25 protein-coding genes are annotated in these 21608 nt (G+C 73.1%); 8 read left to right on the forward strand and 17 right to left on the reverse strand.

Features of this window, described 5'->3' with window-relative positions; all coding sequences use genetic code 11:
- Window positions 1-25: 25 nt before the first annotated feature.
- Complete coding sequence (locus JOD66_RS00155; protein WP_204834956.1) at window positions 26-496, forward strand: YqeB family protein; 471 nt, start codon at window positions 26-28, stop codon at window positions 494-496.
- 19 nt (window positions 497-515) lie between these two features.
- Here JOD66_RS00155 and JOD66_RS00160 read toward each other — a convergent pair whose 3' ends face one another.
- Both JOD66_RS00160 and JOD66_RS00165 read right to left on the reverse strand, forming a co-directional pair.
- Window positions 516-905 (reverse strand): hypothetical protein, encoded by a 390-nt coding sequence (locus JOD66_RS00160; RefSeq protein ID WP_204834957.1) that lies wholly within the window; start codon window positions 903-905, stop codon window positions 516-518.
- 54 nt (window positions 906-959) lie between these two features.
- Window positions 960-2003: an LLM class F420-dependent oxidoreductase gene (locus JOD66_RS00165; RefSeq protein WP_204834958.1), complete on the reverse strand. Its 1044-nt coding sequence runs from the start codon at window positions 2001-2003 to the stop codon at window positions 960-962.
- Window positions 2004-2082: 79 nt separating this feature from the next.
- Here JOD66_RS00165 and JOD66_RS00170 point away from each other — a divergent pair, with 79 nt between their 5' ends.
- The 6 genes from JOD66_RS00170 to JOD66_RS00195 all read left to right on the forward strand — a co-directional run bounded on the left by JOD66_RS00170 (window position 2083) and on the right by JOD66_RS00195 (window position 7949).
- Window positions 2083-3042, forward strand: a complete 960-nt coding sequence (locus tag JOD66_RS00170) for a Zn-ribbon domain-containing OB-fold protein (protein ID WP_204834959.1) — start codon at window positions 2083-2085, stop codon at window positions 3040-3042.
- Between the two features lie 18 nt (window positions 3043-3060).
- On the forward strand, window positions 3061-4128 hold the full coding sequence (locus JOD66_RS00175; RefSeq protein WP_204834960.1) for a thiolase family protein: 1068 nt from the start codon (window positions 3061-3063) through the stop codon (window positions 4126-4128).
- On the forward strand, window positions 4128-5291 hold the full coding sequence (locus tag JOD66_RS00180; protein ID WP_204834961.1) for a thiolase family protein: 1164 nt from the start codon (window positions 4128-4130) through the stop codon (window positions 5289-5291). Before JOD66_RS00175 ends, JOD66_RS00180 begins: the two co-directional genes overlap by 1 nt.
- Window positions 5292-5328: 37 nt before the next feature.
- On the forward strand, window positions 5329-6009 hold the full coding sequence (locus JOD66_RS00185) for a hypothetical protein (protein ID WP_204834962.1): 681 nt from the start codon (window positions 5329-5331) through the stop codon (window positions 6007-6009).
- A gap of 10 nt (window positions 6010-6019) precedes the next feature.
- Window positions 6020-6787, forward strand: coding sequence for a type I methionyl aminopeptidase (gene map / locus JOD66_RS00190; RefSeq protein WP_204834963.1), 768 nt, complete (start codon window positions 6020-6022; stop codon window positions 6785-6787).
- A 64-nt stretch (window positions 6788-6851) separates the two neighbouring features.
- The gene (locus JOD66_RS00195; RefSeq protein ID WP_204834964.1) at window positions 6852-7949 is read left to right on the forward strand and encodes a carboxylate-amine ligase; all 1098 of its coding nucleotides are present in this window, start codon (window positions 6852-6854) and stop codon (window positions 7947-7949) included.
- Window positions 7950-7967: 18 nt separating this feature from the next.
- Here JOD66_RS00195 and JOD66_RS00200 read toward each other — a convergent pair whose 3' ends face one another.
- The 5 genes from JOD66_RS00200 to JOD66_RS00220 all read right to left on the reverse strand — a co-directional run bounded on the left by JOD66_RS00200 (window position 7968) and on the right by JOD66_RS00220 (window position 12152).
- Entirely contained in the window at window positions 7968-8120 is a 153-nt protein-coding gene (locus tag JOD66_RS00200) for a hypothetical protein (protein ID WP_204834965.1), read from the reverse strand.
- Window positions 8121-8196: 76 nt separating this feature from the next.
- Window positions 8197-8766 (reverse strand): PepSY domain-containing protein, encoded by a 570-nt coding sequence (locus JOD66_RS00205; protein ID WP_204834966.1) that lies wholly within the window; start codon window positions 8764-8766, stop codon window positions 8197-8199.
- A 93-nt stretch (window positions 8767-8859) separates the two neighbouring features.
- Window positions 8860-10161: a sensor histidine kinase gene (locus tag JOD66_RS00210; RefSeq protein ID WP_204834967.1), complete on the reverse strand. Its 1302-nt coding sequence runs from the start codon at window positions 10159-10161 to the stop codon at window positions 8860-8862.
- A 1-nt stretch (window position 10162) separates the two neighbouring features.
- Window positions 10163-10840 carry a response regulator transcription factor gene (locus JOD66_RS00215; protein ID WP_204834968.1) on the reverse strand — a complete coding sequence of 226 codons (678 nt, stop codon included), beginning with the start codon at window positions 10838-10840 and terminating at the stop codon, window positions 10163-10165.
- Window positions 10841-10913: 73 nt separating this feature from the next.
- The gene (locus tag JOD66_RS00220; RefSeq protein WP_204834969.1) at window positions 10914-12152 is read right to left on the reverse strand and encodes a cytochrome P450; all 1239 of its coding nucleotides are present in this window, start codon (window positions 12150-12152) and stop codon (window positions 10914-10916) included.
- 168 nt (window positions 12153-12320) lie between these two features.
- On the opposite strand from JOD66_RS00220, the gene JOD66_RS00225 reads away from it, so the two are divergent.
- Window positions 12321-13484, forward strand: coding sequence for a steroid 3-ketoacyl-CoA thiolase (locus tag JOD66_RS00225; protein ID WP_204834970.1), 1164 nt, complete (start codon window positions 12321-12323; stop codon window positions 13482-13484).
- A 12-nt stretch (window positions 13485-13496) separates the two neighbouring features.
- Here JOD66_RS00225 and der read toward each other — a convergent pair whose 3' ends face one another.
- From der to JOD66_RS00275, 10 genes are read right to left on the reverse strand one after another with little or no spacing between them, the layout of a single operon-like run.
- A complete protein-coding gene (der, locus tag JOD66_RS00230) occupies window positions 13497-14837 on the reverse strand; it encodes a ribosome biogenesis GTPase Der (protein ID WP_204834971.1) in 1341 nt (446 codons plus the stop codon).
- Window positions 14830-15546 (reverse strand): lysophospholipid acyltransferase family protein, encoded by a 717-nt coding sequence (locus tag JOD66_RS00235; protein ID WP_204834972.1) that lies wholly within the window; start codon window positions 15544-15546, stop codon window positions 14830-14832. Before JOD66_RS00235 ends, der begins: the two co-directional genes overlap by 8 nt.
- An 8-nt stretch (window positions 15547-15554) precedes the next feature.
- Window positions 15555-16196: a (d)CMP kinase gene (cmk, locus tag JOD66_RS00240; protein ID WP_307823199.1), complete on the reverse strand. Its 642-nt coding sequence runs from the start codon at window positions 16194-16196 to the stop codon at window positions 15555-15557.
- A gap of 34 nt (window positions 16197-16230) precedes the next feature.
- On the reverse strand, window positions 16231-17307 hold the full coding sequence (locus JOD66_RS00245; RefSeq protein ID WP_307823200.1) for a prephenate dehydrogenase: 1077 nt from the start codon (window positions 17305-17307) through the stop codon (window positions 16231-16233).
- Window positions 17308-17331: 24 nt separating this feature from the next.
- Complete coding sequence (locus JOD66_RS00250) at window positions 17332-17742, reverse strand: VOC family protein (protein ID WP_204834974.1); 411 nt, start codon at window positions 17740-17742, stop codon at window positions 17332-17334.
- The gene (locus tag JOD66_RS00255) at window positions 17732-18580 is read right to left on the reverse strand and encodes a helix-turn-helix domain-containing protein (protein WP_307823201.1); all 849 of its coding nucleotides are present in this window, start codon (window positions 18578-18580) and stop codon (window positions 17732-17734) included. The genes JOD66_RS00250 and JOD66_RS00255 overlap by 11 nt, the downstream gene beginning before the upstream one ends.
- Window positions 18577-19326 carry an SDR family NAD(P)-dependent oxidoreductase gene (locus JOD66_RS00260; RefSeq protein WP_204834975.1) on the reverse strand — a complete coding sequence of 250 codons (750 nt, stop codon included), beginning with the start codon at window positions 19324-19326 and terminating at the stop codon, window positions 18577-18579. The genes JOD66_RS00255 and JOD66_RS00260 overlap by 4 nt, the downstream gene beginning before the upstream one ends.
- Before the next feature lie 23 nt (window positions 19327-19349).
- Entirely contained in the window at window positions 19350-20102 is a 753-nt protein-coding gene (locus JOD66_RS00265) for a pseudouridine synthase (protein WP_204834976.1), read from the reverse strand.
- A complete protein-coding gene (gene scpB, locus JOD66_RS00270) occupies window positions 20092-20745 on the reverse strand; it encodes an SMC-Scp complex subunit ScpB (RefSeq protein WP_204834977.1) in 654 nt (217 codons plus the stop codon). The genes JOD66_RS00265 and scpB overlap by 11 nt, the downstream gene beginning before the upstream one ends.
- The gene (locus JOD66_RS00275) at window positions 20738-21607 is read right to left on the reverse strand and encodes a segregation and condensation protein A (protein WP_204834978.1); all 870 of its coding nucleotides are present in this window, start codon (window positions 21605-21607) and stop codon (window positions 20738-20740) included. Before JOD66_RS00275 ends, scpB begins: the two co-directional genes overlap by 8 nt.
- Between the last annotated feature and the right edge of the window lies 1 nt (window position 21608).

A 21608-nucleotide genomic window follows, 5' to 3' on the forward strand; every position in this document is an offset into this window, starting at 1 on the left:
GAGGCGCGACACCTAGCGTCGTGGCGTGCGGTACGACGACCTGGGCTCCACCCGCGAGGACAAGATCTGGACCTACGCCCTCCTGGGTTCCGGCGGCGTCCTGCTGCTCACCCTCGGGCCGCTGCTCGCGCAGTGGCTCGCGGACGTGCCCTTCGTCCCCTTCAAGGACCTGCTCCGCTGGGTCGGCGAGCTCGACCAGCCGTGGGCCTGGGTCGCCCGGCCCGCGGTCGGCCTCCTGGCCGGCCTGGTCGGCGCCTTCCTGGTCCTGGTCGACGAGTGGCGCCTGGAGGTGCACGACGACGCGATCGTCGTCGTCCACGACCGGGACCGGCGCCGCCTGGCTCGGGAGGCGGTCGTCGGCGTCCACCTCGACGGCAGGAAGGTCGTCATCGAGGGCACCGACGGGCGGCGGCTCTTCGACAAGCGGGTCGAGGCCAAGCGGGACGTCGTGATCGCGGCCTTTCGGGAGCGGGGCTACCCGATCGAGTCGGAGTAGGCGACCGGCTCACCCGGAGTCAGCCGGTGGCCCGCCGCTCGACCGGGGCGACCAGCGGCCGCACCCCACCGAGCCGCCGGTGGAACCGGACCTGGTCGGCATGCGCGTCGAGCAGGTCCCACAGCGCCCGGTGGGCGGCCCACGGCAACGGGTCGTCGCCGTGGGCCCAGCGCTCCCCGAAGCTGATCCACACCGGCGTCCAGGCCGCCGCGCAGTCCCAGGCGCCCCGCTGCGCCTCCAGCAGGCGGCGCCGGAGCTGGAACTCCGTGCGCGGGCCGTCGACGCAGATCGGGGCGGTGCGGACCGGCCACGCCCACAGGTCGAGCTCCACCAGCTCCAGCTCGAGGTCCGGCAGGAGGGCAGGGTCGACCAGCACCGTGGCGACGTTCTCGTGCGGCTCGCGCCTCATGCGACGAGACGGTAGTCCGGTCCTCCGACAGCGACCAGACTCACCGCTACGACATCAGGCCAGCAGCTCCGCGATCCCCCGCACCTCAGCAGCGCTGCGGCACGACAGCAGCAGCGTGGTCACGCCGGTCTCCTCCCACTGCGCGACCCGCTCGCTGACCTCCGTCGGCGTGCCGATGATGTGCATGTCGTCGACCAGCTCGTCCGGGATGAGTGCGGTCGCCTTGTCCTTCTCACCCGACAGGTAGAGCTCCTGCACCTCGTCGGCCAGCTCGCCGTAGCCCATCCGGGTGAAGACCTGGTGGTGGAAGTTCTGCTCCTTGGCGCCCATCCCGCCCATGTAGAGCGACACGAACGGCTTCATCCCGTCGATCACGGCCTGCTTCTGCGTGGCGTTCTCGACGATCTGCAGGTGGCAGGTCGCGGCGATCTCGAAGTCGTCGCGCGTACGACGAGCGCCCGGCCGCGCGAAGCCCTCGTCGAGCCAGGGCTGGTACATGCCCGCGCTCTTGGGCGTGTAGAAGATCGGAATCCAGCCGTCGGCGATCTCGGCGGTCTGGGCGACGTTCTTGGGCCCCTCGGCGCCGAGCCAGATCGGCAGGTCGGCGCGGAGCGGGTGCACGATCGGCTTGAGCGGCTTGCCGAGGCCGACCGCGCCCGGGCCGGCGTACGGCAGCGGGTGGTGGGGGCCGGCGTTGGTCACCGGCGCCTCGCGGGCCAGCACCTGGCGGATGATCGAGACCACCTCGCGGGTGCGGGCGAGCGGCTTGGAGAAGGGGACGCCGTACCAGCCCTCGACCACCTGGGGACCGCTGACGCCCATGCCCAGGATCACCCGGCCGCCGGTCAGGTGGTCGAGGGTCAGCGCATGCATGGCGATCGAGGTCGGCGTCCTGCCGGACATCTGCACGATCGAGGTGCCGAGCCGGACCCGGGAGGTCTCGCGACCCCACCAGGCGAGCGGCGTGAACGCGTCGCTGCCCCACGCCTCGGCGGTGAAGATCGCGTCGAAGCCGGCGTCCTCGGCGGCGGCGACGAGCTCGCCGACGCCCTGCGGCGGTTGCGCGGACCAGTACCCCAGCTGCAAGCCCAGTTTCATGGGTCGCATCATGCCGTGACCCGCCACGGCATTTCTAGAACATGTTTCACTTTTGGGCAGAACATGTTTCACTTTGGCCATGAGCCGCACCCTCTCGGCGCCGGTCACCGTCGCCTTCGACTACACGCGATCCACCGGCCCCGTCGTCGGTCGCTTCCTGTCCGGCCTGCGCGACGGCGTGGTCGTGGGCGGGCGTACGTCGGCCGGCCAGGTCGTCGTCCCCCCGCTCGAGTTCGACCCGGTCACCCACGAGGCGACGACCGAGTTCGTGGAGGTCTCCTCCGTCGGCACGGTCACCTCGTGGACCTGGGTCCCCGAGCCGGTGAAGGACCAGCCCTTCGACCGGCCGTTCGCCTTCGCGCTGGTCACTCTCGACGGCGCCGACGTGCCGCTGCTGCACGCCCTCGACGTCGCGTCACCTGCCGAGGTCACGACCGGCATGCGGGTACGGGTGCGCTGGGCCGCGGAGCGGGTCGGCCACATCAACGACATCGCCTGCTTCGAGCCGCTCGCGCCCGGCGAGACGGAGACCGCCGCCCCCGCGGCGGCAGCCGGCCAGCCGGTCACCGGCGTGGTCACCACGGTCTCCCTCGACTACCAGTACGCCGCTTCCCCGGAGGAGTCGCTGTTCTACCGCGGCCTCAACGAGGGCCGGATCATGGGCCAGCGCTGCCCGACCTGCCAGAAGGTCTACGTCCCGCCGCGCAGCGCCTGCCCCTCCGACGGCACCCCGACCGTCGAGGAGGTCGAGCTCGCCCAGACCGGCACCATCACGACCTTCTGCGTCGTCAACGTGCCCTTCCTCGGCCAGAAGATCACCCCGCCCTACGTGTCGGCGTACGTGCTCCTCGACGGTGCCGACATCGCGCTGCTGCACCTCATCCTCGGCGTCCCGGCCGAGGAGGTGCGGATGGGCATGCGGGTCAAGGCGGTCTGGAAGCCGCGGGACGAGTGGGCGTACTCCCTGGAGAACATCGACCACTTCGCGCCCACCGGCGACCCGGACGCCGACTTCGACACCTACAAGCACCACCTCTGAGACGGGAGACACAGTCAGATGCGTGACGTCGCCGTCGTCGGGTTCGCCCAGCGACAGATGCTCGGGTTCGACGGGTCGCCGACCTGCGTCGAGCTCCTCGTTCCGGTCTTCAAGGAGCTGTACGAGCAGACCGGCTGGACCCGCAAGGACGTCGGGTTCTGGTGCTCCGGCTCCTCGGACTACCTGGCCGGCCGCTCGTTCTCGTTCGTCCAGGCCGTCGACGCAATCGGCGTCATCCCGCCGGTCAACGAGTCGCACGTCGAGATGGACCTCGCCTGGGCCATGTACGAGGCGTGGATCAAGATCCAGACCGGCGAGGTCGACACCGCCCTCGTCTACGCCTTCGGCAAGAGCTCGGCGGGCGTGCTGCGGCGTACCCTCGCGCTCCAGCTCGAGCCGTACACGATGACCCCGCTGTGGCCCGACACGGTGTCGCTGGCGGGCCTCCAGGCCCGCGCCGGCATCGACGCCGGCCTCTGGGACGAGCGCGCGATGGCCGAAGTCGCCAACCGCTCGCTCACCGACGCCGAGAAGAACGAGTACGCCGTCCGCAAGGGCGGCTCGTCGGTCGAGGAGCTGCTCGCCCGTCCGATGTACGCCGACCCGCTGCGCAAGCACGACTGCTCCCCCGTCACCGACGGGGTGGCGGCCCTGGTCCTCGCCGCGGGTGACCGGGCCCGCGAGGTCCGGGAGCGCCCGGCCTGGCTCACCGGCATCTCCCACTACGTCGACCCCATGGGGATGGGCGTTCGCGACCTCACCCGGTCGCCGTCGGCCCAACGGGCCGGCGCGGCCCTGGACCTGGGCGGCGTCGAGGTGGCCGAGCTGCACGCGCCGTTCAGCCACCAGGAGCTCATCCTCCGCGCGGAGCTCGGCCTCGGCGCCGACGTCGCCATCAACCCGTCCGGCGGCGCGCTCGCGAGCAACCCGATGTTCTCCGGCGGCGGCATCCGCGTCGGCGAGGCCGCGCAGCGGATCTGGTCCGGCGAGGCCGACAAGACCCTCGCTCACGCGACCAGCGGCCCCGCCCTGCAGCAGAACCTCGTCTGCACCCTGGAAGCCAGCACCGAAGGAGCACGGATCTGATGGGCAAGCAGCCTGCAGCGATCATCGGCGTCGGCCAGACGCACCACCGCGCCAAGCGCGAGGACGTCTCGATGGCGGGCCTGTGCCGCGAGGCCATCGACCGCGCGCTCCTCGACGCGAACCTGACGCTCGACGACATCGACGCGATCGTCGTCGGCAAGGCGCCCGACCTGTTCGAGGGCGTGATGATGCCGGAGCTGTTCCTCGCCGAGGCGCTCGGCGCCGCCGGCAAGCCGCTGCTGCGCGTGCACACCGCCGGCTCGGTGGGCGGCTCGACCGCGATCGTCGCCTCCTCGCTGGTCCAGGCGGGCGTCCACAAGCGGGTGCTGACGGTCGCCTACGAGAAGCAGTCCGAGTCCAACGCGATGTGGGCGCTCTCGGTGCCGCTGCCGTTCAACATGCCGGTCCACGCCGGCGCCGGCGGCTACTTCGCCCCGCACGTGCGCTCCTACATCCGCCGCTCCCAGGCGCCGACCCACGTCGGCGCGATCGTGGCCGCCAAGGACCGCACCAACGCGCTGAAGAACCCCTACGCGCACCTCCACAACGAGGGCACCACCGTCGAGTCGGTGCTGGCCTCGCAGATGCTCTGGGACCCCATCCGGTACGACGAGACCTGCCCGTCCTCCGACGGCGCCTGCGCCCTGGTCATCGTCGACGAGGACACCGCGAAGTCCTCGCCGAACCCGGCCTGGATCCACGGCACCGTGATGCGCTCCGAGGCCACCACGGCCGCCGAGCGCGACCAGGTCAACCCCCAGGCCGGCCGCGACGCCGCGGCCGCGCTGTGGAGGCAGGCCGGCATCACCTCGCCGATCGACGAGATCGACGCGGCCGAGATCTACGTGCCGTTCTCGTGGTTCGAGCCGATGTGGCTGGAGAACCTCGGGTTCGCCGCCGAGGGCGAGGGCTGGAAGCTCACCGAGGCAGGCGAGACCGCGATGACCGGCCGGATCCCGGTCAACTGCTCCGGTGGCGTGCTCTCGTCCAACCCGATCGGCGCCTCCGGCATGCTCCGCTTCGGCGAGGCGGCGCTGCAGGTGCGCGGCGCGGCGGGCGAGCACCAGGTCGACGGGGCGCGCAAGGCGCTCGGCCACGCCTACGGCGGCGGCTCGCAGTTCTTCGCGATGTGGGTCGTCGGCGCGGACAAGCCGACCAGCTGAGCGTTTCGGGGGCGGCGGACGCGGCTAGGGTCACGGCGTGAGCGACGCGCCGTACCCACCTCCTCCGCCGTTCCCGCCGTCCGCACGTCCGGCCACCAACGGCGTCGCCGTCGCCGCCTTGGTGCTCGGCATCGTCGCGCTGGTGGCCGCGCCGATCCCGCTGGTCAACTTCCTGGGCATCCTGCTGGCACTCCTCGGTGCCGGCCTGGGCGTCGCCGGGGTGCTCCGGGGACGCCGGGTCGGTCGGCACACCAAGATGGCGGCGACCGGCCTCGGGCTCTCGATCGTCGCGCTCGCCATCGCCTCGGTCGTCGGCTTCCTGACCCTGCGCTACCTCGGCGACCTGCTCGACTTCGTCGACCCGCCCGAGCCGAGCGCGAAGATCGGCGAGCGGTTCACCACCGACGACGGGGACCTCGAGATCACGGTCACCTCGATCAGCTGCGCCGAGAGTCCCTGCACCTTCGCCTTCGAGGCGACCAACACCAGCGACCGCACGATCTACCTCGACCACATCCGGGTCAAGGCCGTCGTCGACGGGGAGTGGCACGACCCGTGGCTCGACGGTCCGAGCATGCTCGAGCCCGGTCAGACGGCGGCCCGCACCGGAACCGTCGGCGCCGTCGGCCATCTCGACGGGCTGGCGTTCGACGCCGACGACGCGTCGAGCCACAGCGCGGTGGTCGTGGATGCCGGGGACGCCTCGTCCGGTCAGTAGGCTCGGCCTCGTGATCGAGCTGCGCACCCCCACCCAGATCGAGCAGATGCGTCCCGCCGGACGCTTCGTGGCCTCGGTGATCCAGGCCCTCTCCGAGAAGGCCGCGGTCGGCGTCAACCTGCTCGAGCTCGACGCGCTGGCCCACCAGATGATCAAGGACGCCGGCGCGGAGTCGTGCTACATCGACTACCACCCCTCGTTCGGCGCCAGCCCGTTCGGCAAGGTGCTGTGCACCTCGGTCAACGACGCGGTGCTGCACGGCCTCCCCCACGACTACACGCTGCAGGACGGCGACCTGCTCTCCGTCGACTTCGCGGCCGCCGTCGACGGCTGGGTCTCCGACTCGGCGCTGTCCGTCGTCGTCGGGACGCCGCGCGAGGAGGACCTGCGTCTGATCGAGGTCACCGAGAACGCACTCGCCGCCGGCATCGCCGCCGCCCGCGCCGGCAACCGGCTCGGCGACATCTCGGCCGCGATCGGCGACGTGGCCCACGCGGCCGGGCTCGAGGTCAACCTGCAGTTCGGCGGCCACGGCGTCGGCCGGACCATGCACGGCGAGCCCCATGTCGCCAACGACGGCCGCCCCGGCCGCGGGCTCAAGCTCCGCCCCGGCCTGGTGATCGCGATCGAGCCGTGGTTCCTGCACACGACCGACGAGATCGTGTTCGACCCCGACGGCTGGACCATCCGCAGCGCCGACGGCTCGCGTGGCGCCCACGCCGAGCACACCGTCGCGATCACCTCCGGCGACCCGCTGGTGCTCACCGCCCGCGACTGACGCCTCGCCCGCGCGGGTACCTCCTGCCCGGACCGGAAGGGCCGGGAGGTGGCCGGGAGGTGGCATGGAGCGGCGCACGATGGGCGTCGAGGAGGAGCTGCTCCTCGTCGATCCCGAGACCCGGGAGACGACGCCGCGCGCCGAGCAGGTGCTCAGGTACGTCGCGGACCACGACCCGGAGCCGGCCGACGAGCTCGACCACGAGCTGTTCGCGCACCAGCTGGAGACCCGGACGCCCCCGGTCGGCGACGCCGCGGACCTGCGCCGCCACCTGGTGCGCCTGCGCGGCCGCGCCGCCCGGGCGGCCGAGGCGGTGGGTGCGCGGATCGCGGCCACGGGCGCCGTCCCGCTGCAGGGCGGAGCCCCCCGCACCACCCGCGACGACCGCTATCTCGCCATGATCGCGACCTACGGCGAGATCGCCCGGCCGGGCGGCACCTGCGGCCAGCACGTCCACGTCCAGGTCGACTCCGACGAGCAGGGCGTGCGCGCGATCGACGCCCTCATCCCCTGGCTGTCCGTGCTGCTCGCGATCAGCGCGAACTCGCCGTACTACCACGGACGCGACACCCGCTACGCGTCCTGGCGCTCCCAGGCCTGGGCGCAGTGGCCCAGCGCCTCCTCACCGACCCGCTTCGGGTCGGTGGCGGCCTACCACGAGCTCGGCCGGGCACTGATCGCCTCCGGCGCGGCCCTCGACGACGGGATGCTCTACTTCGACGTCCGCCTGTCGGCGCACCAGCCGACGGTCGAGGTACGGATCGGCGACGTCTGCACGGACCCCGACGACGCGACCCTGGTCGCGGTCCTGGTGCGGGCGATGGTGGCCCGCGAGCTCGACGGGCCCGGCCTCCCGGGTGGCCGGTGGCGGGCCGAGCTGCTGCGCGCGGCGCGCTGGCGGGCCGCCCGGTACGGGCTGGGCGACCGGCTGCTCGCGCCCGAGACCGGCGAGCTGCGGCCGGCGCGGGAGGTGCTGGAGCGGCTGGTCGAGGAGGTCCGCGACCAGCTGGAGGGGTACGGCGACGCCGCCCTGGTCGCCGAGGCGCTCCCGCGGGTCCTCGCGGGCGGCGGCGCGACCCGGCAGCGGGCGGCCGCCGAGCGGAGCGGAGGGAGCGTCGTCGCCGTGGTCGACGACCTCGTCAGGCGCACCGCCGCCGGCTGACCCGGCGGCGGCCGCAGCTCAGTGGCTGATGCCCCACACGAAGCCGAAGATGCCGAACGCGACGCCGAGGCCCACGATCAGCCACAGCGAGATCCAGGCCAGGGAGTGCATCCCGTGCTGGTAGTGGTTCTCGGAGAACCCGGGGAACTGCTCGGCGTTGACGTCGCTCATCGCAACCTCCTGAGGATCGGCCTGCTTGCACCAGAGACGCTACTGCATCCGGCGCGCCGAACGGTCCCGAGCGCCCTCAGCGGTCCTGCGTCTTCGCCACCACCGCGTAGCCCGCGTCCAGGTCGACGTCCCACTCGACGCCCTGCGCGTCGCGGACCTCGGCCTCGTAGGCCACACCCGGGTCGTCGCTCGCGCTCGCCTCGAGCAGGGTGCCCCCGCCGACCGCGTCGAGGGCGGCCCGCTCGACGGCGGCCCGCTCGTCCGCGGAGAGCACGCGGTCGTCGGCATCGTCGGCATCGTCGGCATCGTCGGCATCGTCGGCATCGTCGGCATCGTCGGCATCGTCGGCGTCGTCGGACTCCTTGGTCACGACCGTCAGGTCCTCGTCGAGCGTCAGGTCGACCTCGGAGCCGTCGGCCAGGCGGACCTCGACCTCGTACGCCGCGCCGACGTCGTCGCTGTGCTCCACGTCGACGGCCGTCCCGCCGCCCGCCGCCTGCTCCGCGGCCGCGGCGACCCGGGAGCGCTCGTCGCCGGACACCTCGTCGGCGGACGCGGCCCAGACAGTGCCGCCGACGGCGAGCACGGCGACGGTCGCGACGGCCGGGATCAGCACCCGCTTGCGGCGCAGGGCGGTGGTGTTCATGGTCTCTCCTTCGCTCGGGGCAGCCTCTCTGCCGATGTCCCGAACCTTGCCGGAGCGGTGCTGAAGGCTCCCTGAAGCCGACTGAAGGCTCCTTCAGGAAGGCAGCCGTACGACGAGCCGGGCACCCCCGAGCGGGGACGCGTCGAGTGCGACGGTGCCGCCGTGGGCCGCCACGACCTCGCGCACGATCGCCAGCCCGAGCCCGCTGCCCCCGGCGTCGCGGGCCCGGGCCTCGTCGAGGCGACGGAACCGCTCGAAGACCCGCTCCCGCTCCGCCTCGGGCACGCCCGGCCCGTCGTCCTCGACGATCAGCACGACGACGCCGGCCTGCTGCTCCACGCCCACCAGCACCCGGCTCCGGGCGTGCCGGACGGCGTTGTCGACCAGGTTGCGCACCACCTGGCCGAGGGCCACGGCATCGCCGTGCACCCGGCCGGGTCCGACGCGCCGGGTGTCGACCACCGGTCCCGGTGGGCCCCCGCGGCGGGCGTGGTCGAGGACGAGGTCGTCGAGGTCCACCTCGGCGCGGGTCATCCGCGCGGCGCCCTCGCCGGCCCTCGCCAGGGTCAGCAGCTGGTCGACGAGCTGCTGCATCCGCAGCGACTCCTCCCGCACGGTCGCGGCCAGCTCACCCTCGGGCAGCGCGCCCGGATGGGCCTCGGCGACCTCCGCTGCCTGGCGCAGGCTGGCGACCGGCGAGCGCAGCTCGTGGGAGGCGTCGGACACGAACTGCTGCTGCTGGTCGCGGGCCCGCTGCAGCCGGCCGAGCATCTGGTTCATGGTGTGCGCCAGGCGGCCGATCTCGTCCTTCCCGGCGGGCACCGGCACGCGCCGCTCGAGGCTGGAGCCGCTGATCCGCTCCACCTCGGTCCGGATCCGCTCCACCGGGCGCAGCGCGCGCCCCACGACCAGCCAGGTGGTGGCGCCGACGACCAGCACCAGGAGCGGTACGCCGAGGAGCAGCGGCACCGCCAGCGCCGCCGTGGTCTCGTCGACGTCCTCCAGGCTCACCGCGACCGCGACCGCGCCCCCGTCGGCGGTGTCCTCGGTGACCACCAGGTAGCGGTGCTCCGCTCCGGACAGGGCGACGTCCTCGTCGTCGTCGAGCGGAAGCCGCCCGCTCAGCGACGCCGCGGCGACGACGACCCGCCCGTCGGCGTCGGTGACCTGCCAGACCAGGTCGTCGGGCTCGTCGTCGGACTCGTCGTCGGGCTCCCCCGGCGCCGGGAGTCGGCCCGCGTCGACCTGGGCCACCAGGTCGTCCGCCCGGTGCTCGGCGGCGGTCTCGGCCGCGTCGCGCAAGGAGGAGCGCACCGCCAGGACCAGCAGCACGGCGGCCAGCACCAGGGCCACCGCGACGACGAGGACGGCGGCGAGCGTCGTACGCAGCCGCATCTCAGCCCCCGTCGCTCGACAGGCGGTACCCGGCGCCGCGCAGCGTCTCGATCGCCTCGCGGCCGAACGGTCGGTCCACCTTGTTGCGCAGGTGGCGCACGTACACCTCGACGATGTTGGGGTCGCCCTCGAAGTCGCCGTCCCAGACCGCGTCCAGGATCTGGCGCTTGGAGACCACGTCGCCCTTGTGGCGGGCGAGGAAGGCGAGCACCGCGAACTCACGCGCCGTCAGGGAGATCTCGACGTCGCCGCGGCGCACCCGCCGGGCGGCCGGGTCCACGACCAGGTCCCCGATCTCGAGGGCCGTCGGCCGCTCCCGCGCGCCCCGGCGGGCCACCGCGCGCAGCCGCGCCACCAGGACCGGGAAGGAGAAGGGCTTGGTGAGGTAGTCGTCGGCGCCGGTGTCGAGGCCCTCGACCTGGTCCCACTCGCCGTCCTTGGCGGTGAGCATCAGGATCGGCGTCCAGTTGCCCTCCTCGCGCAGCGTGCGGCACACCTGGTAGCCGTTGACGCCGGGCAGCATCAGGTCGAGCACGATCGCGTCGTACGGGTTCTCGCGGGCCAGCCACAGGCCGTCGGTGCCGTCGTGGGCGAGGTCGACGGCGAAGCCCTCGGCGCCGAGGCCGACCTGGAGGGTGCGGGCCAGCCGCCGCTCGTCGTCGACGACCAGGACACGCATGCGACCTCCAGGAGACGGCTCAGGGTGGCCCCATTCTCGCGGAGCCACCCTGAACCTGCGCTGAAGAGGCCGGCTACTTCGTGTAGGTGACCTGCATCTCCTTGATCGCGTTGAGCCAGCCGGAGCGGAGCCGGCGCGGCTTGCCCACGAGCTCGATGTCGGGCGCGAGGTCGGCGATGGCGTTGAAGATCAGGTTGATCTGCAACCGCGCCAGGTTGGCCCCGAGGCAGTAGTGCGCGCCGTGGCCGCCGAAGGCGACGTGCGGGTTGTGCTCGCGCAGGATGTTGAAGGTGAAGGGATCCTCGAAGACCGTCTCGTCGAAGTTCGCGGACGCGTAGAACATGGCCACGCGGTCGCCCTTCTTGATCGCCTGGCCGGCGAGCTCGGTGTCCTTCTTGGCGGTGCGCTGGAAGACCGTGACCGGGGTCGCCCAGCGGACGATCTCGTCGATGGCCGTCTCCGGGCGCTCCTTCTTCCACAGCTCCCACTGGTCGGGGTGCTCGAAGAAGGCGTGCATGCCGTGGCTGGTCGCATTGCGGGTCGTCTCGTTGCCCGCGACGGTCAGCAGGATGACGAAGAAGCCGAACTCGTCGTTGGTCAGCGCGCCGTGGTCGTCGTCGAGGCCGACGCTGATCAGCTTGGTGACGATGTCGTCCTGTGGGTTCGCCCGGCGCTCGTTGGCCAGCTGGTCGAAGTAGACCAGGATCTCCATGGACGCCACCGCCGGGTCGGCGCCGATGTCGGGGTCGTCGTAGCCCATCATCTGGTTGGACCACTCGAAGAGCTTCTTGCGGTCCTCCTGCGGCACCCCCAGGAAGTCGGCGATCGCCTGCAGCGGCAGCTCCGCGGCGATGTCCTCGACGAAGTCGCCGCTGCCCTTGGCCACGGCCTCGGCGACGATCTCGTGGGCGCGCTCCTCCAGCACCTGCTTCAGCGCGGCGATCACCCGCGGCGTGAAGCCGCGCGAGACGATGCCGCGCATCTTGGTGTGGTCCGGCGGGTCGTGGTGGATGAGCATCGCGCGCTGGACCTCGACCTGGTCCCGGGTCATGTCGGGCGCGAACCGGATGATGACGCCGTTCTCCATCGCCGACCAGTTCTCGTTGTCCTTGGACACCTGGCGGACCTCGGCGTGCCGGGTCAGCGCCCAGTAGCCGGTGTCGAGGAAGCCCGCGCGCGCCTCCGGGACCTGCTCGATCCAGCGGATCGGCTCATTGGCCCGCAGCGCACGGAACTCGTCGTGCGGCAGCGCCACTTCGTTGATGTCGGGATCGGTGGGATCCCATCCCTCCGGGATGAGGAGCTCGGTCACGCGACGAACCTTTCGCTACTGGACGGCCATTGGGGTGGAACACGTTCTAGAGCCACCGTACAAAGCATCGCGCCAATACGAAAGGGTTTCGTGAAACGACTTTTCCGTGTCGAACCGCCGGTGGGACGACGGGTAGAACGTGTTCTACTTCAGTGCTACGGTGCGCTCATGGGCAACCCGGTGATCGTCGAAGCAGTCCGCACTCCCCTCGGCAAGCGCAAGGGCTGGCTGGCGGGCCTGCACCCGGCCCAGACCTTGGGCTTCGTGCAGGCCGAGGTGCTGCGCCGCGCCGGGGTCGACCCGGCCCTGGTGGAGCAGGTGATCGGCGGCTGCGTCACCCAGGCCGGCGAGCAGTCCAATGACGCCGTCCGCCGAGCCTGGCTCTACGCCGGGCTCCCCCAGGCCACGGCCGGGACCGCCCTCGACGCCCAGTGCGGCTCGGGCCAGCAGGCCACCCACCTGGTCAACGACATGGTCGCCGCCGGAACCATCGACGTCGGCATCGCCTGCGGCGTCGAGATGATGTCGCGCATCCCGCTCGGGGCCAACGTGCCGCCGGGGATGGGCGACCCCCGGCCCGCCGACTGGTCGATCGACATGCCCAACCAGTTCGAGGCCGCCGACCGGATCGCGCGCAACCGCGGCCTGACCCGGGCCGACCTCGAGGCGCTCGGCCTCGCCTCCCAGGCCAAGGCCAAGGTGGCCGTCGACGAGGGCCGCTTCAAGCGCGAGATCGCCCCGATCTCGGCGCCGGTCCTCGACGCCGAGGGCAACCCGACCGGCGAGGCCCGGGTCGTCGACGCCGACCAGGGCCTGCGCGAGACCACCGCCGAGGGCCTGGCCGGCCTGCGCACCGTGCTCGAGGACGGCCTGCACACCGCCGGCACCTCCTCGCAGATCTCCGACGGCGCCGCTGCGCTGCTCATCATGGACGAGGAGAAGGCGCGCGCGCTGGGCCTGACCCCGCGCGCCCGGATCAAGGCGCAGTGCCTGGTCGGCTCCGACCCGTACTTCCACCTCGACGGCCCCATCGACGCCACCCAGCGCCTGCTCGACAAGACCGGCATGGCGATCGGCGACTTCGACCTGTTCGAGGTCAACGAGGCGTTCGCCTCCGTCGTGCTGTCCTGGGCCGGCGTGCACGGCGTCGACCTGGACAAGGTCAACGTCAACGGTGGCGCGATCGCGCTCGGTCACCCGGTGGGTGCCACCGGCGTGCGGCTGATCACCACCGCCCTGCACGAGCTGGAGCGCCGCGACCAGGGCACCGCGCTGATCTCGATGTGCGCCGGCGGCGCCATGGCGACCGGCACCATCATCGAGCGGATCTGACCCGCCGCCGGGTCAGCGGCGGGCGCGCTTCTCCCGCGGCTGGACCTTGATCTCGATCGGGGTGCCGACGAAGCCGAACTCCTCACGCAGCCGGCGCTCGATGAACCGCTCGTAGCCCTGGTCCAGCTTGCCGGTGGTGAACAGCTTGAACACCGGCGGCGCGCTCTGCACCTGGCTGCCGAACAGGATCCGCGGCTGCTTGCCGCCCCGCACCGGGTGGGGGTGCTCGGCGACGATTCGGCCGAGGAAGGCGTTGAGCGCGCCGGTGGAGATCCGGGTCTCCCAGCCCTCGATCGCGCGGTCCAGCGCGGGCACCAGGCGGTCGATGTGCCAGCCGGTCTTGGCGGTGATGTTGATCCGCGGCGCCCACTGCACCTGCACCAGGTCGCGCTCGATCTCGCGGTCGAGGTAGTAGCGGCGCTCGGCGTCGACCAGGTCCCACTTGTTGAAGGCGATCACGAGCGCCTTGCCGGCCTCGCGCACCTCCTGCAGGATCCGCATGTCCTGCTCGGCGATGGACTCGTTGCCGGCCAGCACCAACACGCACACCTCGGCCCGCTCGATCGCGGTGGAGGTGCGCAGCCAGGCGTAGTACTCGTGGCCCGAGGCCTCCTTGACCCGCTTGCGGATGCCGGCGGTGTCGATGAAGCGCCACTCGCGGCCGCCGAGCTCGACGAGCTCGTCGACCGGGTCGACCGTGGTGCCGGCGACATTGTCGACGACGACGCGCTCCTCGCCCGCGAGCTTGTTGAGCAGCGACGACTTGCCGACATTGGGCCGGCCGACGATGGCGATCCGGCGCGGTCCGCCGAGCTCCTCCTCGACCCGGTCGGGGGCCTCGGGGAGCACGTCGAGGACGGCGTCGAGCAGGTCGCCCGAGCCGCGGCCGTGGAGCGCCGAGACGGAGTGCGGCTCACCGAGGCCGAGATTCCACAGCCCGTAGGCCTCCGCCTCGGCCCGCTCGTCGTCGACCTTGTTGGCGGCGAGCACGACCGGCTTGCCGGACTTGCGCAGCACCCGGACCACGGCCTCGTCGGCGTCGGTGATGCCGACCGAGGCGTCGACCACGAAGAGGACCGCGTCGGCCAGGGTCACCGCGACCTCGGCCTGGACCTTGATCCGCTCGGCCATGCCGCGGGCGTCGGGGTCCCAGCCGCCGGTGTCGACGAGCGTGAAGGCCCGCCCGGCCCACTCGGCGTCGTACGACACCCGGTCGCGGGTGACTCCGGGGATGTCCTCGACGACGGCCTCGCGGCGACCGAGGATCCGGTTCACCAGGGTCGACTTGCCGACGTTGGGACGGCCGACGACGGCCAGCACCGGGACCACCCCGGTCGGGGTGTCTTCACTCATCAGGTTCTCCTTGCGGGAGCGGTCCGGGCAGGCGCCGCCCCGTCTCGTCCAGGGCTTCGGCCAGCTGCTGCTGCAGGTGGGTGCGCAGCGCGGCCGAGGTCAGACGGACATTCTCCCGCGTCCGGGGCCAGGGAGCCGCATCGACGGCGTACGGCTCCCCCACGACGATGTCGATCCGCGCTCCCCCGTGGGGCAGCGAGCTGCTCGACCCGCCCGGGTCGCGCGAGCCCAGGAAGATCAGCGGTACGACGGGCGCCCCCGTCACCAGCGCCAGGTAGGCCGCGCCGCCGTGGAAGCGCTCCAGGTCCCCCGGCCCGCGGGTGCCCTCCGGGAACACCCCGACGGCGTGCCCCTCGCGCAGCACCCGCAGCGCCATCCGGACGGCCGCCGGGTCGGTGTGGTCGCGGTCGAGGGGGATCTGGCCCGAGGCGCGCAGGAAGGCGCCCAGCGGCCCCGAGAACATCTCGGTCTTGGTCAGCGCGTGCACCGGCCGGGGCGCGAAGATCGCCATCAGCGGGCCGTCCACGAAGCCGATGTGGTTGCCGGCCACCACCGCCGGGCCCGTGGCGGGGAACCGCTCGGGGTGGTGCACCCGCACGTCCCAGCGGCGTCGGATCAGCCAGCGCGAGGTGGGCCGCCCGCGCACCAGCAGCCCGCGCGCCGGCGTCCGGACCGTGTCGCTGCGCGGCCGCTGGGTGTGTGCGCTCACCCCCGCGGTCACACCCGCTCCATCACCAGGCCCACCACGACGTCGACGACCTCGTCGAGGGTCAGGTCCGTGGAGTCCACGTGGACCGCGCCGTCGGCCATGGTCAACGGGGCGACCGCGCGGCCCGAGTCGATCTCGTCCCGGGCCAGCAGCGACGCGCGGGTGGCGGCGACGTCGGCGCCGCCGTTCTCCAGCGCCCGACGGGCGGCGCGGGCAGCCGGGTCGGCGGTCAGGTAGACCTTGAGCTCCGCCTGCGGCCACACCACGGAGCCGATGTCGCGGCCCTCGACCACGATCCCCCCGGCGCCGATCAGCTCGCGCTGGATCTCGACCAGCCGGGCGCGGACCTCGGGGACCGCGCTGACCGGCGAGACCGCGCCGTTGACCGCGTCGCCGCGGATCTCGACGGAGACATCACGGCCGTCGACGGTGATCGTCGGCGCGAGCGGGTCGGTCCCCGAGACGAGCACCGGCTCGCCGGCGCGCGCGGCGACGGCGGCCGGGTCGTGCACGTCGATGCCCTGGTCGAGCATCCACCAGGTGACCGCGCGGTACTGGGCGCCGGTGTCGAGATAGCGCAGGCCGAGCCGGTCGGCCACGGCACGGCAGGTGCTGGACTTGCCCGAGCCGGAGGTTCCGTCCACTGCCACGACAACATTCACCGGCTGGTCCACGGGCGGCACCTTACCGGTGGGTCACCCACCCTCTCGACTCCAGAGCGGCCCGCAGCTCCTCGGCCCGGCCCACGACGACGTCGAGCTCGACCTGGCCGACCGGGCGGCCCGGGTCGTGGTCGATGCGGACGTCCTCGATGTTGACGCCGCTGTCGCCGGCGTCGGCGAACAGCCGGGCCAGCCCGCCCGGCTGGTCGGGCAGGGCCACCCGGACCGCCTCCATCGGCTCCGGCGCGGCGCCGTGCTTGCCGGGGATGGCGCGGGTGCCGGCCTGGCCGTAGGCGAGAAGCGACTCCAGGCCCACCCGGTCGCCGCCGACGACCGCCTCCAGGGCGAGGTCCAGCCGGTCGCGGACCTCGGCCAGCAGCGCGGCGACCGCGGTCGCGTTGCCGCCGATGATCTGGCTGTAGAGCCGCGGGTCACCGCCGGCGACCCGGGTCACGTCGCGGACACCGGTGCCCGAGAGCGCGAGGTGGTCGGCCGAGGCGCCCGCGAGCGTCCCGGCGACGAGAGCCGCCATCAGGTGCGGGACGTGAGAGGTCCGCGCCACGGCACGGTCGTGCTCGACCGGGCTCAGGTGCACCGGGACCGCACCACACACCAGTGCCAGCGCCTCGACCACCCGGGTCGCGGACGGCGCCGCGTCGGGGCCGGGCGTGATCGCCCAGGGCCGGCCGTCGAAGAGCTCGGCATTGGCCGTGAGCGGACCGGAGTGCTCGGTGCCGGCCATCGGGTGGCTGCCGACGTACCGGCTTACGGACCGATGGCCCGCCACCGCGTCCAGCGGACCGGCCTTGACGCTGCCCACGTCGGTCACGACGGTCTCCGGGCCGACCCGGTCGAGCACCTCGGTGATCACCGCGCCCAGCGCGTCCGGAGGTACGGCGACCACGACCAGCTGCGGCTCGTCCTGGTCCGTGCGGGCCCGGCCGGCGCCGAGCCCGGTCGCGGTGCGCACGTGGTCCGAGGTGGTGTCGGTGAGCAGCACCTCGAGCCCGGCGCGACGGCAGGCCAGCGCGATCGAGGTGCCGATCAGGCCGGTCCCGACGATCTCGACCGGGCCTACGAGCACACTCGTCTCAGACACGCAGGCAAGGCTAGGGGATGCCGGTCACTCCTCCGGCTCCCCGCCCGGCTGGTAGGACCCGAACGACCAGTGGTTGCCCTCCGGGTCGCGCACGCTGCCACCGCGACCGCCGTAGTCCTGGTCGGCCATCGCCCGCTCGACCGTGGCGCCCGCCGCGAGCGCCGCGTCGAAGACCGCGTCCGGATCGTCGGTGACCAGGTACGCCGCCCCCGAGCCCGCCGGCTGCAGCGGGGCGTCGGGGCGGACCGCGCCGAACATGATCCCGCCGCCGGCCGGCCACAGCCACTCGGCGTGGACGACGGTGCCGGACTCGTCACGGTAGGTGCCGTGCTCGACGAACCCGATCGTCCGCAGCCACGCGGTCATCGCGTCGACGTCGCGGAACTGCAGGGCGGGCCAGAGCCGGACTCGTGCTGCTGCTTGCTCAGTGCTCATGACCCGAGCCTGCGCCCTCCTCGCCCGGCCGGTCTTGAACGAACGGGAACTCCTCGCGCAGCCAGGTGGTCGGCGTACAGCCGGCCAGGGCGGTCCACTCGCGGGTCAGGTGCGCCTGGTCGGCGTACCCGCACGCGGCGGCCACCTCCGCCAGGGGCCGATGCCCGAGCAGGCCGCGCGCGCTCTCCAGCCGCGCCACCCGCTGGAACGCCTTGGGCGCCAGCCCGCACTCGGCTCGCACCAGCGTCCCGAGCCGGCGCCGGCTGTAGCCGACCTCGGCGGCCACCTCGCTCACCCGGCTGCCCGAGGTCAGCAGCGCCAGGGCGTGCGCCACCTCCGCGCGCGGCGCCGGGTCGCCGCCGCGCGCGGCCAGGGCGGCGAGGGTGCGGTCGACCAGCGCGATCCGCGCGGTCCACGAGCTCAGCGCGTGCAGCCGCTCGGGCAGCTCCCGCAAGGCCGCCGGTACGACGGCCTCGTCGAGGTCGGTCAGCGCGCCGGACAGGTCCGCGGCGGGTCGCCCCAGCAGCACCCGGACGCCCTCGACGCTCAGCGCGAGCTGCACGCCTCGCTGCGTCCCGTCGTGGTGGATCGCCGCGGGCTCGGTGTGCAGGCCGGACAGCGAGGCCCACGCGGCGTGCAGGCTGGCGGGCCGCCCGGCCCAGGAGACCCGGAGCGGGTCGTCGAGCGGCAGCACCAGCGTGATCGTGGTCGACGGCAGGCCCCGGTGCACGCCGGGCGCGCCGAAGTCGACGTCGTACGGGATCCGCGCGACGACATGTCGGCGCAGGGCGGCGGGCACCGGTGGCACCGGGATCACCGCACCGCCGTCGTCGGTCACGTCAGGCTCATTCCCCCGTCGAGGACCACGATCTCGCCCGTCAGGTAGTCCGACGCGACGAGCGCGGCGACCGTGTCCGCGACGTCCTCGGGACGGGCCGCGCGCCGCATCGGGGCGTGCTCGCGCCACAGCTCCTGGGCGTCGGTCCAGTCCGCGGTGAGCGGGGTGTGGACCAGTCCCGGCGCGACCGCGTTGACCCGGATCGCGGGCGCGAGGGTGCGGGCGAGCAGGCGGGTGGTGTGGTTGAGCGCCGCCTTCGTCGCGGCGTACGGGATGGACGCGCCCTTCGGTCGCACCCCGGCGTGCGAGCTGATGTTGACCACGCACCCGGCGCGCCCGCGCGACGCCGCGGCGAGCAGGGCGGGCCGGGCCTCGGCGACGAGCCGGAAGGGGGCGACGACGTTGACCTCGGTCAGCTCGTGCCACACCTCCGGCGTCGCGGCGTCGAGGTCGTCGTGCGCGATGACCCGGCTCAGGCCGGCGTTGTTGACCAGCACGTCGAGCCGCCCGTACGCCGCGAGCGCCTCGCGGACCAGCCGCACCCGCTCCGCGTCGTCCGCGAGATCGGCCCGCACGAAGGCGCCGTCGAGCTCGCGCGCCAGCGCGCCGCCCCGGTCGGCGGAGCGGCCGTGCACGATCACGGCGTAGCCGTCGTCGGCCAGGCGGCGGGCGACGGCCGCGCCGATGCCCGAGGTGGACCCGGTGACGAGCGCGACCGGGCGCGGTGCGTCCGGGTTCGGGGTCATCTCCGCACCCTAGACGACGACGGCTACAGCCCGACCAGCTCGAGCAGCTGGCCCAGCTCGTCGTCGGACAGCTCGCGGATCGCGCCGCCGCGCAGGGTCCCGAGCTCGATCGGGCCGAACCGGGTGCGGCTGAGCTGGCGGACGGGGTGCCCGACCTGGTCGAGCAGCCGGCGCACGATCCGGTTGCGGCCCTCGTGGATGACCAGCTCGATGATCGACCTGTCGGCCGAGCTGTCGATCACCCGCGCCCGGCGCACCTCCACCGGGCCGTCGTCGAGCGTCACCCCCGCGAGCAGGTCGGCGACGGTGCCCTTGGCGATCCGGCCGGCGACCTCGGCGACATAGGTCTTCTCCACCTCGAAGGACGGGTGCGCCATCCGGTGCGCGAACTCGCCGTCGTTGGTGAGCAGCAGCAGGCCCGAGGTGTCCGTGTCGAGCCGGCCGACGTGGAAGAGCCGCTCCGGCCGGTCGGCCACCAGGTCGCCGAGCGTCCGCCGGCCCTGCGGGTCGGACATCGTGGAGACCACGCCGCGGGGCTTGTTGAGCACCAGGTAGACGTGCTCGGACACCGGCGGCAGCCGCTTGCCGGACACCTTGATCACCGCGGTCCGCGGGTCGACCTTGGTGCCGAGCCGGGTCACGACCTCGCCGTCGACCTCCACCTCGCCGTCGAGCATCAGCTCCTCGCACCGGCGCCGCGAGGCGACGCCGGACTGGGCGAGCAGCTTCTGCAGCCGGATCTGGCCGTCGTCGTCGACCGCGATGTCACGCGTCATCGCGCGCCTCCTCGTCCCCGCGCTCGGCGGGCGCCTCGACCGGCTCGGCGACGCTCTCGCGCAGCTCCTCCTCGACGTCCGCCAGCTCGGGCAGGTGCGGCGCCAGGTCGGGCAGCTCGTCGAGGGAGACGATGCCGATCCGCTCCAGGAAGTAGCTGGTCGTGCGGTAGAGGGTCGCGCCGTGCTCGCCGTCGCGGCCGGCCTCCTCGACCAGGCCGCGGCTGAGCAGGGTCCGCATCACGCCGTCGACGTTGACCCCCCGCACCGCCGACACCCGGGCCCGCGAGACGGGCTGCTGGTAGGCGACGACGGCGAGGGTCTCCAGGGCGGCCTGGGTGAGCCGGGCCTGCTGGCCCTCGAGCACGAACGCCTCGACGACCGGCGCCAGTTCCTCGCGGGTGTAGTAGCGCCAGCCGCCGGCGACATTGCGCAGCTCGAAGCCGCGGCCCTGCTCGTCGTACTCGGCCGCGAGGGCGCTCAGCGCGGCGACGACCTCGGTCTCGGGATAGCGGACCGCGGTCGCCAGGGCCACCGCGTCGAGCGGCTGGTCGGCGACCATCAGCACCGCCTCCAGCGCCGGCCGCAGCTCGGCGACCGGCTCGGCCGCGGCCTCCTCGACCGGCTCGTCGGTCTGGTCAGTCATCGCTGGCTGCTCCGTCATCGCTGGGCTTCTCCTCCGCGGGCGCGTCCTCGGCCGGCGCCGCCCCGTCGAACTCGTCGGTGATCAGGTCCTCCACGTCGACCGCCTCGTCGCCGGTCCAGCGCACGGTCAGCTCCCCGAGCGGGGTCACCTGGTCGAAGGCCACCGCGCCCTCGCGGAAGAGCTCGAGCAGGGACAGGAAGCGGGCCACCGTGGTGAGCGTGTCCGGCGAGTCGCCGCACAGCGCCCGGAAGGTGAGGGTGCCGCTGCGGCGCAGCCGGTCGACGACGATCGCCGCCTGCTCGCGCACGCTGACGGTCGGCGCGTGGATGTGGTGCAGGGTGAGCTGCAGCTCGGGGCGGGGCGTCATCGCCTTGGCGGCCAGCGCCGCGAAGGCGTCGAGGCCGATCCCGATCAGCACCTCCGGCAGCAGTCCGGCGTACCGCTCCTCCAGGCCGACCGCCCGCGGGTAGCGGCGCGCCTCGGCCTGCAGCCGCTGGTCGAGCACCGCCGCGACCTGCTTGTAGGCCTTGTACTGCAGCAGCCGGGCGAACAGCAGGTCCCGCGCCTCCAGCAGGGCCAGGTCCTCCTCGTCCTCCACGTCGCCGGCCGGCAGCAGCCGGGCGGCCTTGAGGTCGAGCAGGGTCGCGGCGACCAGCAGGAAGGAGGTCGTCTCCTCCAGCGAGTCGTCGGGGAGCTGCTTGATGTGGGCGATGAACTCGTCGGTGACCTTCGACAGCGCGATCTCGGTGACGTCGAGCTTGTGCTTCGAGATCAGGCTCAGCAGCAGGTCGAACGGGCCCTCGAAGTTGGCCAGGCGCACGGCGAACCCGCCGTGCCCCTCCTCCGCCTCGACCTCGCTCACG

The sequence above is a fragment of the Nocardioides nitrophenolicus genome (assembly GCF_016907515.1).
GTDB lineage: Bacteria > Actinomycetota > Actinomycetes > Propionibacteriales > Nocardioidaceae > Nocardioides > Nocardioides nitrophenolicus.

What these genes read in the sequence shown, in the direction of transcription:
- JOD66_RS00160 (WP_204834957.1), bottom strand. Translation starts at nt 905, where the DNA reads ATGAGGCGCGAGCCGCACGAGAACGTCGCCACGGTGCTGGTCGACCCT.
- JOD66_RS00165 (WP_204834958.1), bottom strand. Translation starts at nt 2,003, where the DNA reads ATGAAACTGGGCTTGCAGCTGGGGTACTGGTCCGCGCAACCGCCGCAG.
- JOD66_RS00170 (WP_204834959.1), top strand. Translation starts at nt 2,083, where the DNA reads ATGAGCCGCACCCTCTCGGCGCCGGTCACCGTCGCCTTCGACTACACG.
- JOD66_RS00175 (WP_204834960.1), top strand. Translation starts at nt 3,061, where the DNA reads ATGCGTGACGTCGCCGTCGTCGGGTTCGCCCAGCGACAGATGCTCGGG.
- JOD66_RS00180 (WP_204834961.1), top strand. Translation starts at nt 4,128, where the DNA reads ATGGGCAAGCAGCCTGCAGCGATCATCGGCGTCGGCCAGACGCACCAC.
- JOD66_RS00195 (WP_204834964.1), top strand. Translation starts at nt 6,852, where the DNA reads ATGGAGCGGCGCACGATGGGCGTCGAGGAGGAGCTGCTCCTCGTCGAT.
- JOD66_RS00200 (WP_204834965.1), bottom strand. Translation starts at nt 8,120, where the DNA reads ATGAGCGACGTCAACGCCGAGCAGTTCCCCGGGTTCTCCGAGAACCAC.
- JOD66_RS00205 (WP_204834966.1), bottom strand. Translation starts at nt 8,766, where the DNA reads ATGAACACCACCGCCCTGCGCCGCAAGCGGGTGCTGATCCCGGCCGTC.
- JOD66_RS00210 (WP_204834967.1), bottom strand. Translation starts at nt 10,161, where the DNA reads ATGCGGCTGCGTACGACGCTCGCCGCCGTCCTCGTCGTCGCGGTGGCC.
- JOD66_RS00215 (WP_204834968.1), bottom strand. Translation starts at nt 10,840, where the DNA reads ATGCGTGTCCTGGTCGTCGACGACGAGCGGCGGCTGGCCCGCACCCTC.
- JOD66_RS00225 (WP_204834970.1), top strand. Translation starts at nt 12,321, where the DNA reads ATGGGCAACCCGGTGATCGTCGAAGCAGTCCGCACTCCCCTCGGCAAG.
- der (WP_204834971.1), bottom strand. Translation starts at nt 14,837, where the DNA reads ATGAGTGAAGACACCCCGACCGGGGTGGTCCCGGTGCTGGCCGTCGTC.
- JOD66_RS00250 (WP_204834974.1), bottom strand. Translation starts at nt 17,742, where the DNA reads ATGAGCACTGAGCAAGCAGCAGCACGAGTCCGGCTCTGGCCCGCCCTG.
- JOD66_RS00260 (WP_204834975.1), bottom strand. Translation starts at nt 19,326, where the DNA reads ATGACCCCGAACCCGGACGCACCGCGCCCGGTCGCGCTCGTCACCGGG.
- JOD66_RS00265 (WP_204834976.1), bottom strand. Translation starts at nt 20,102, where the DNA reads ATGACGCGTGACATCGCGGTCGACGACGACGGCCAGATCCGGCTGCAG.
- scpB (WP_204834977.1), bottom strand. Translation starts at nt 20,745, where the DNA reads ATGACTGACCAGACCGACGAGCCGGTCGAGGAGGCCGCGGCCGAGCCG.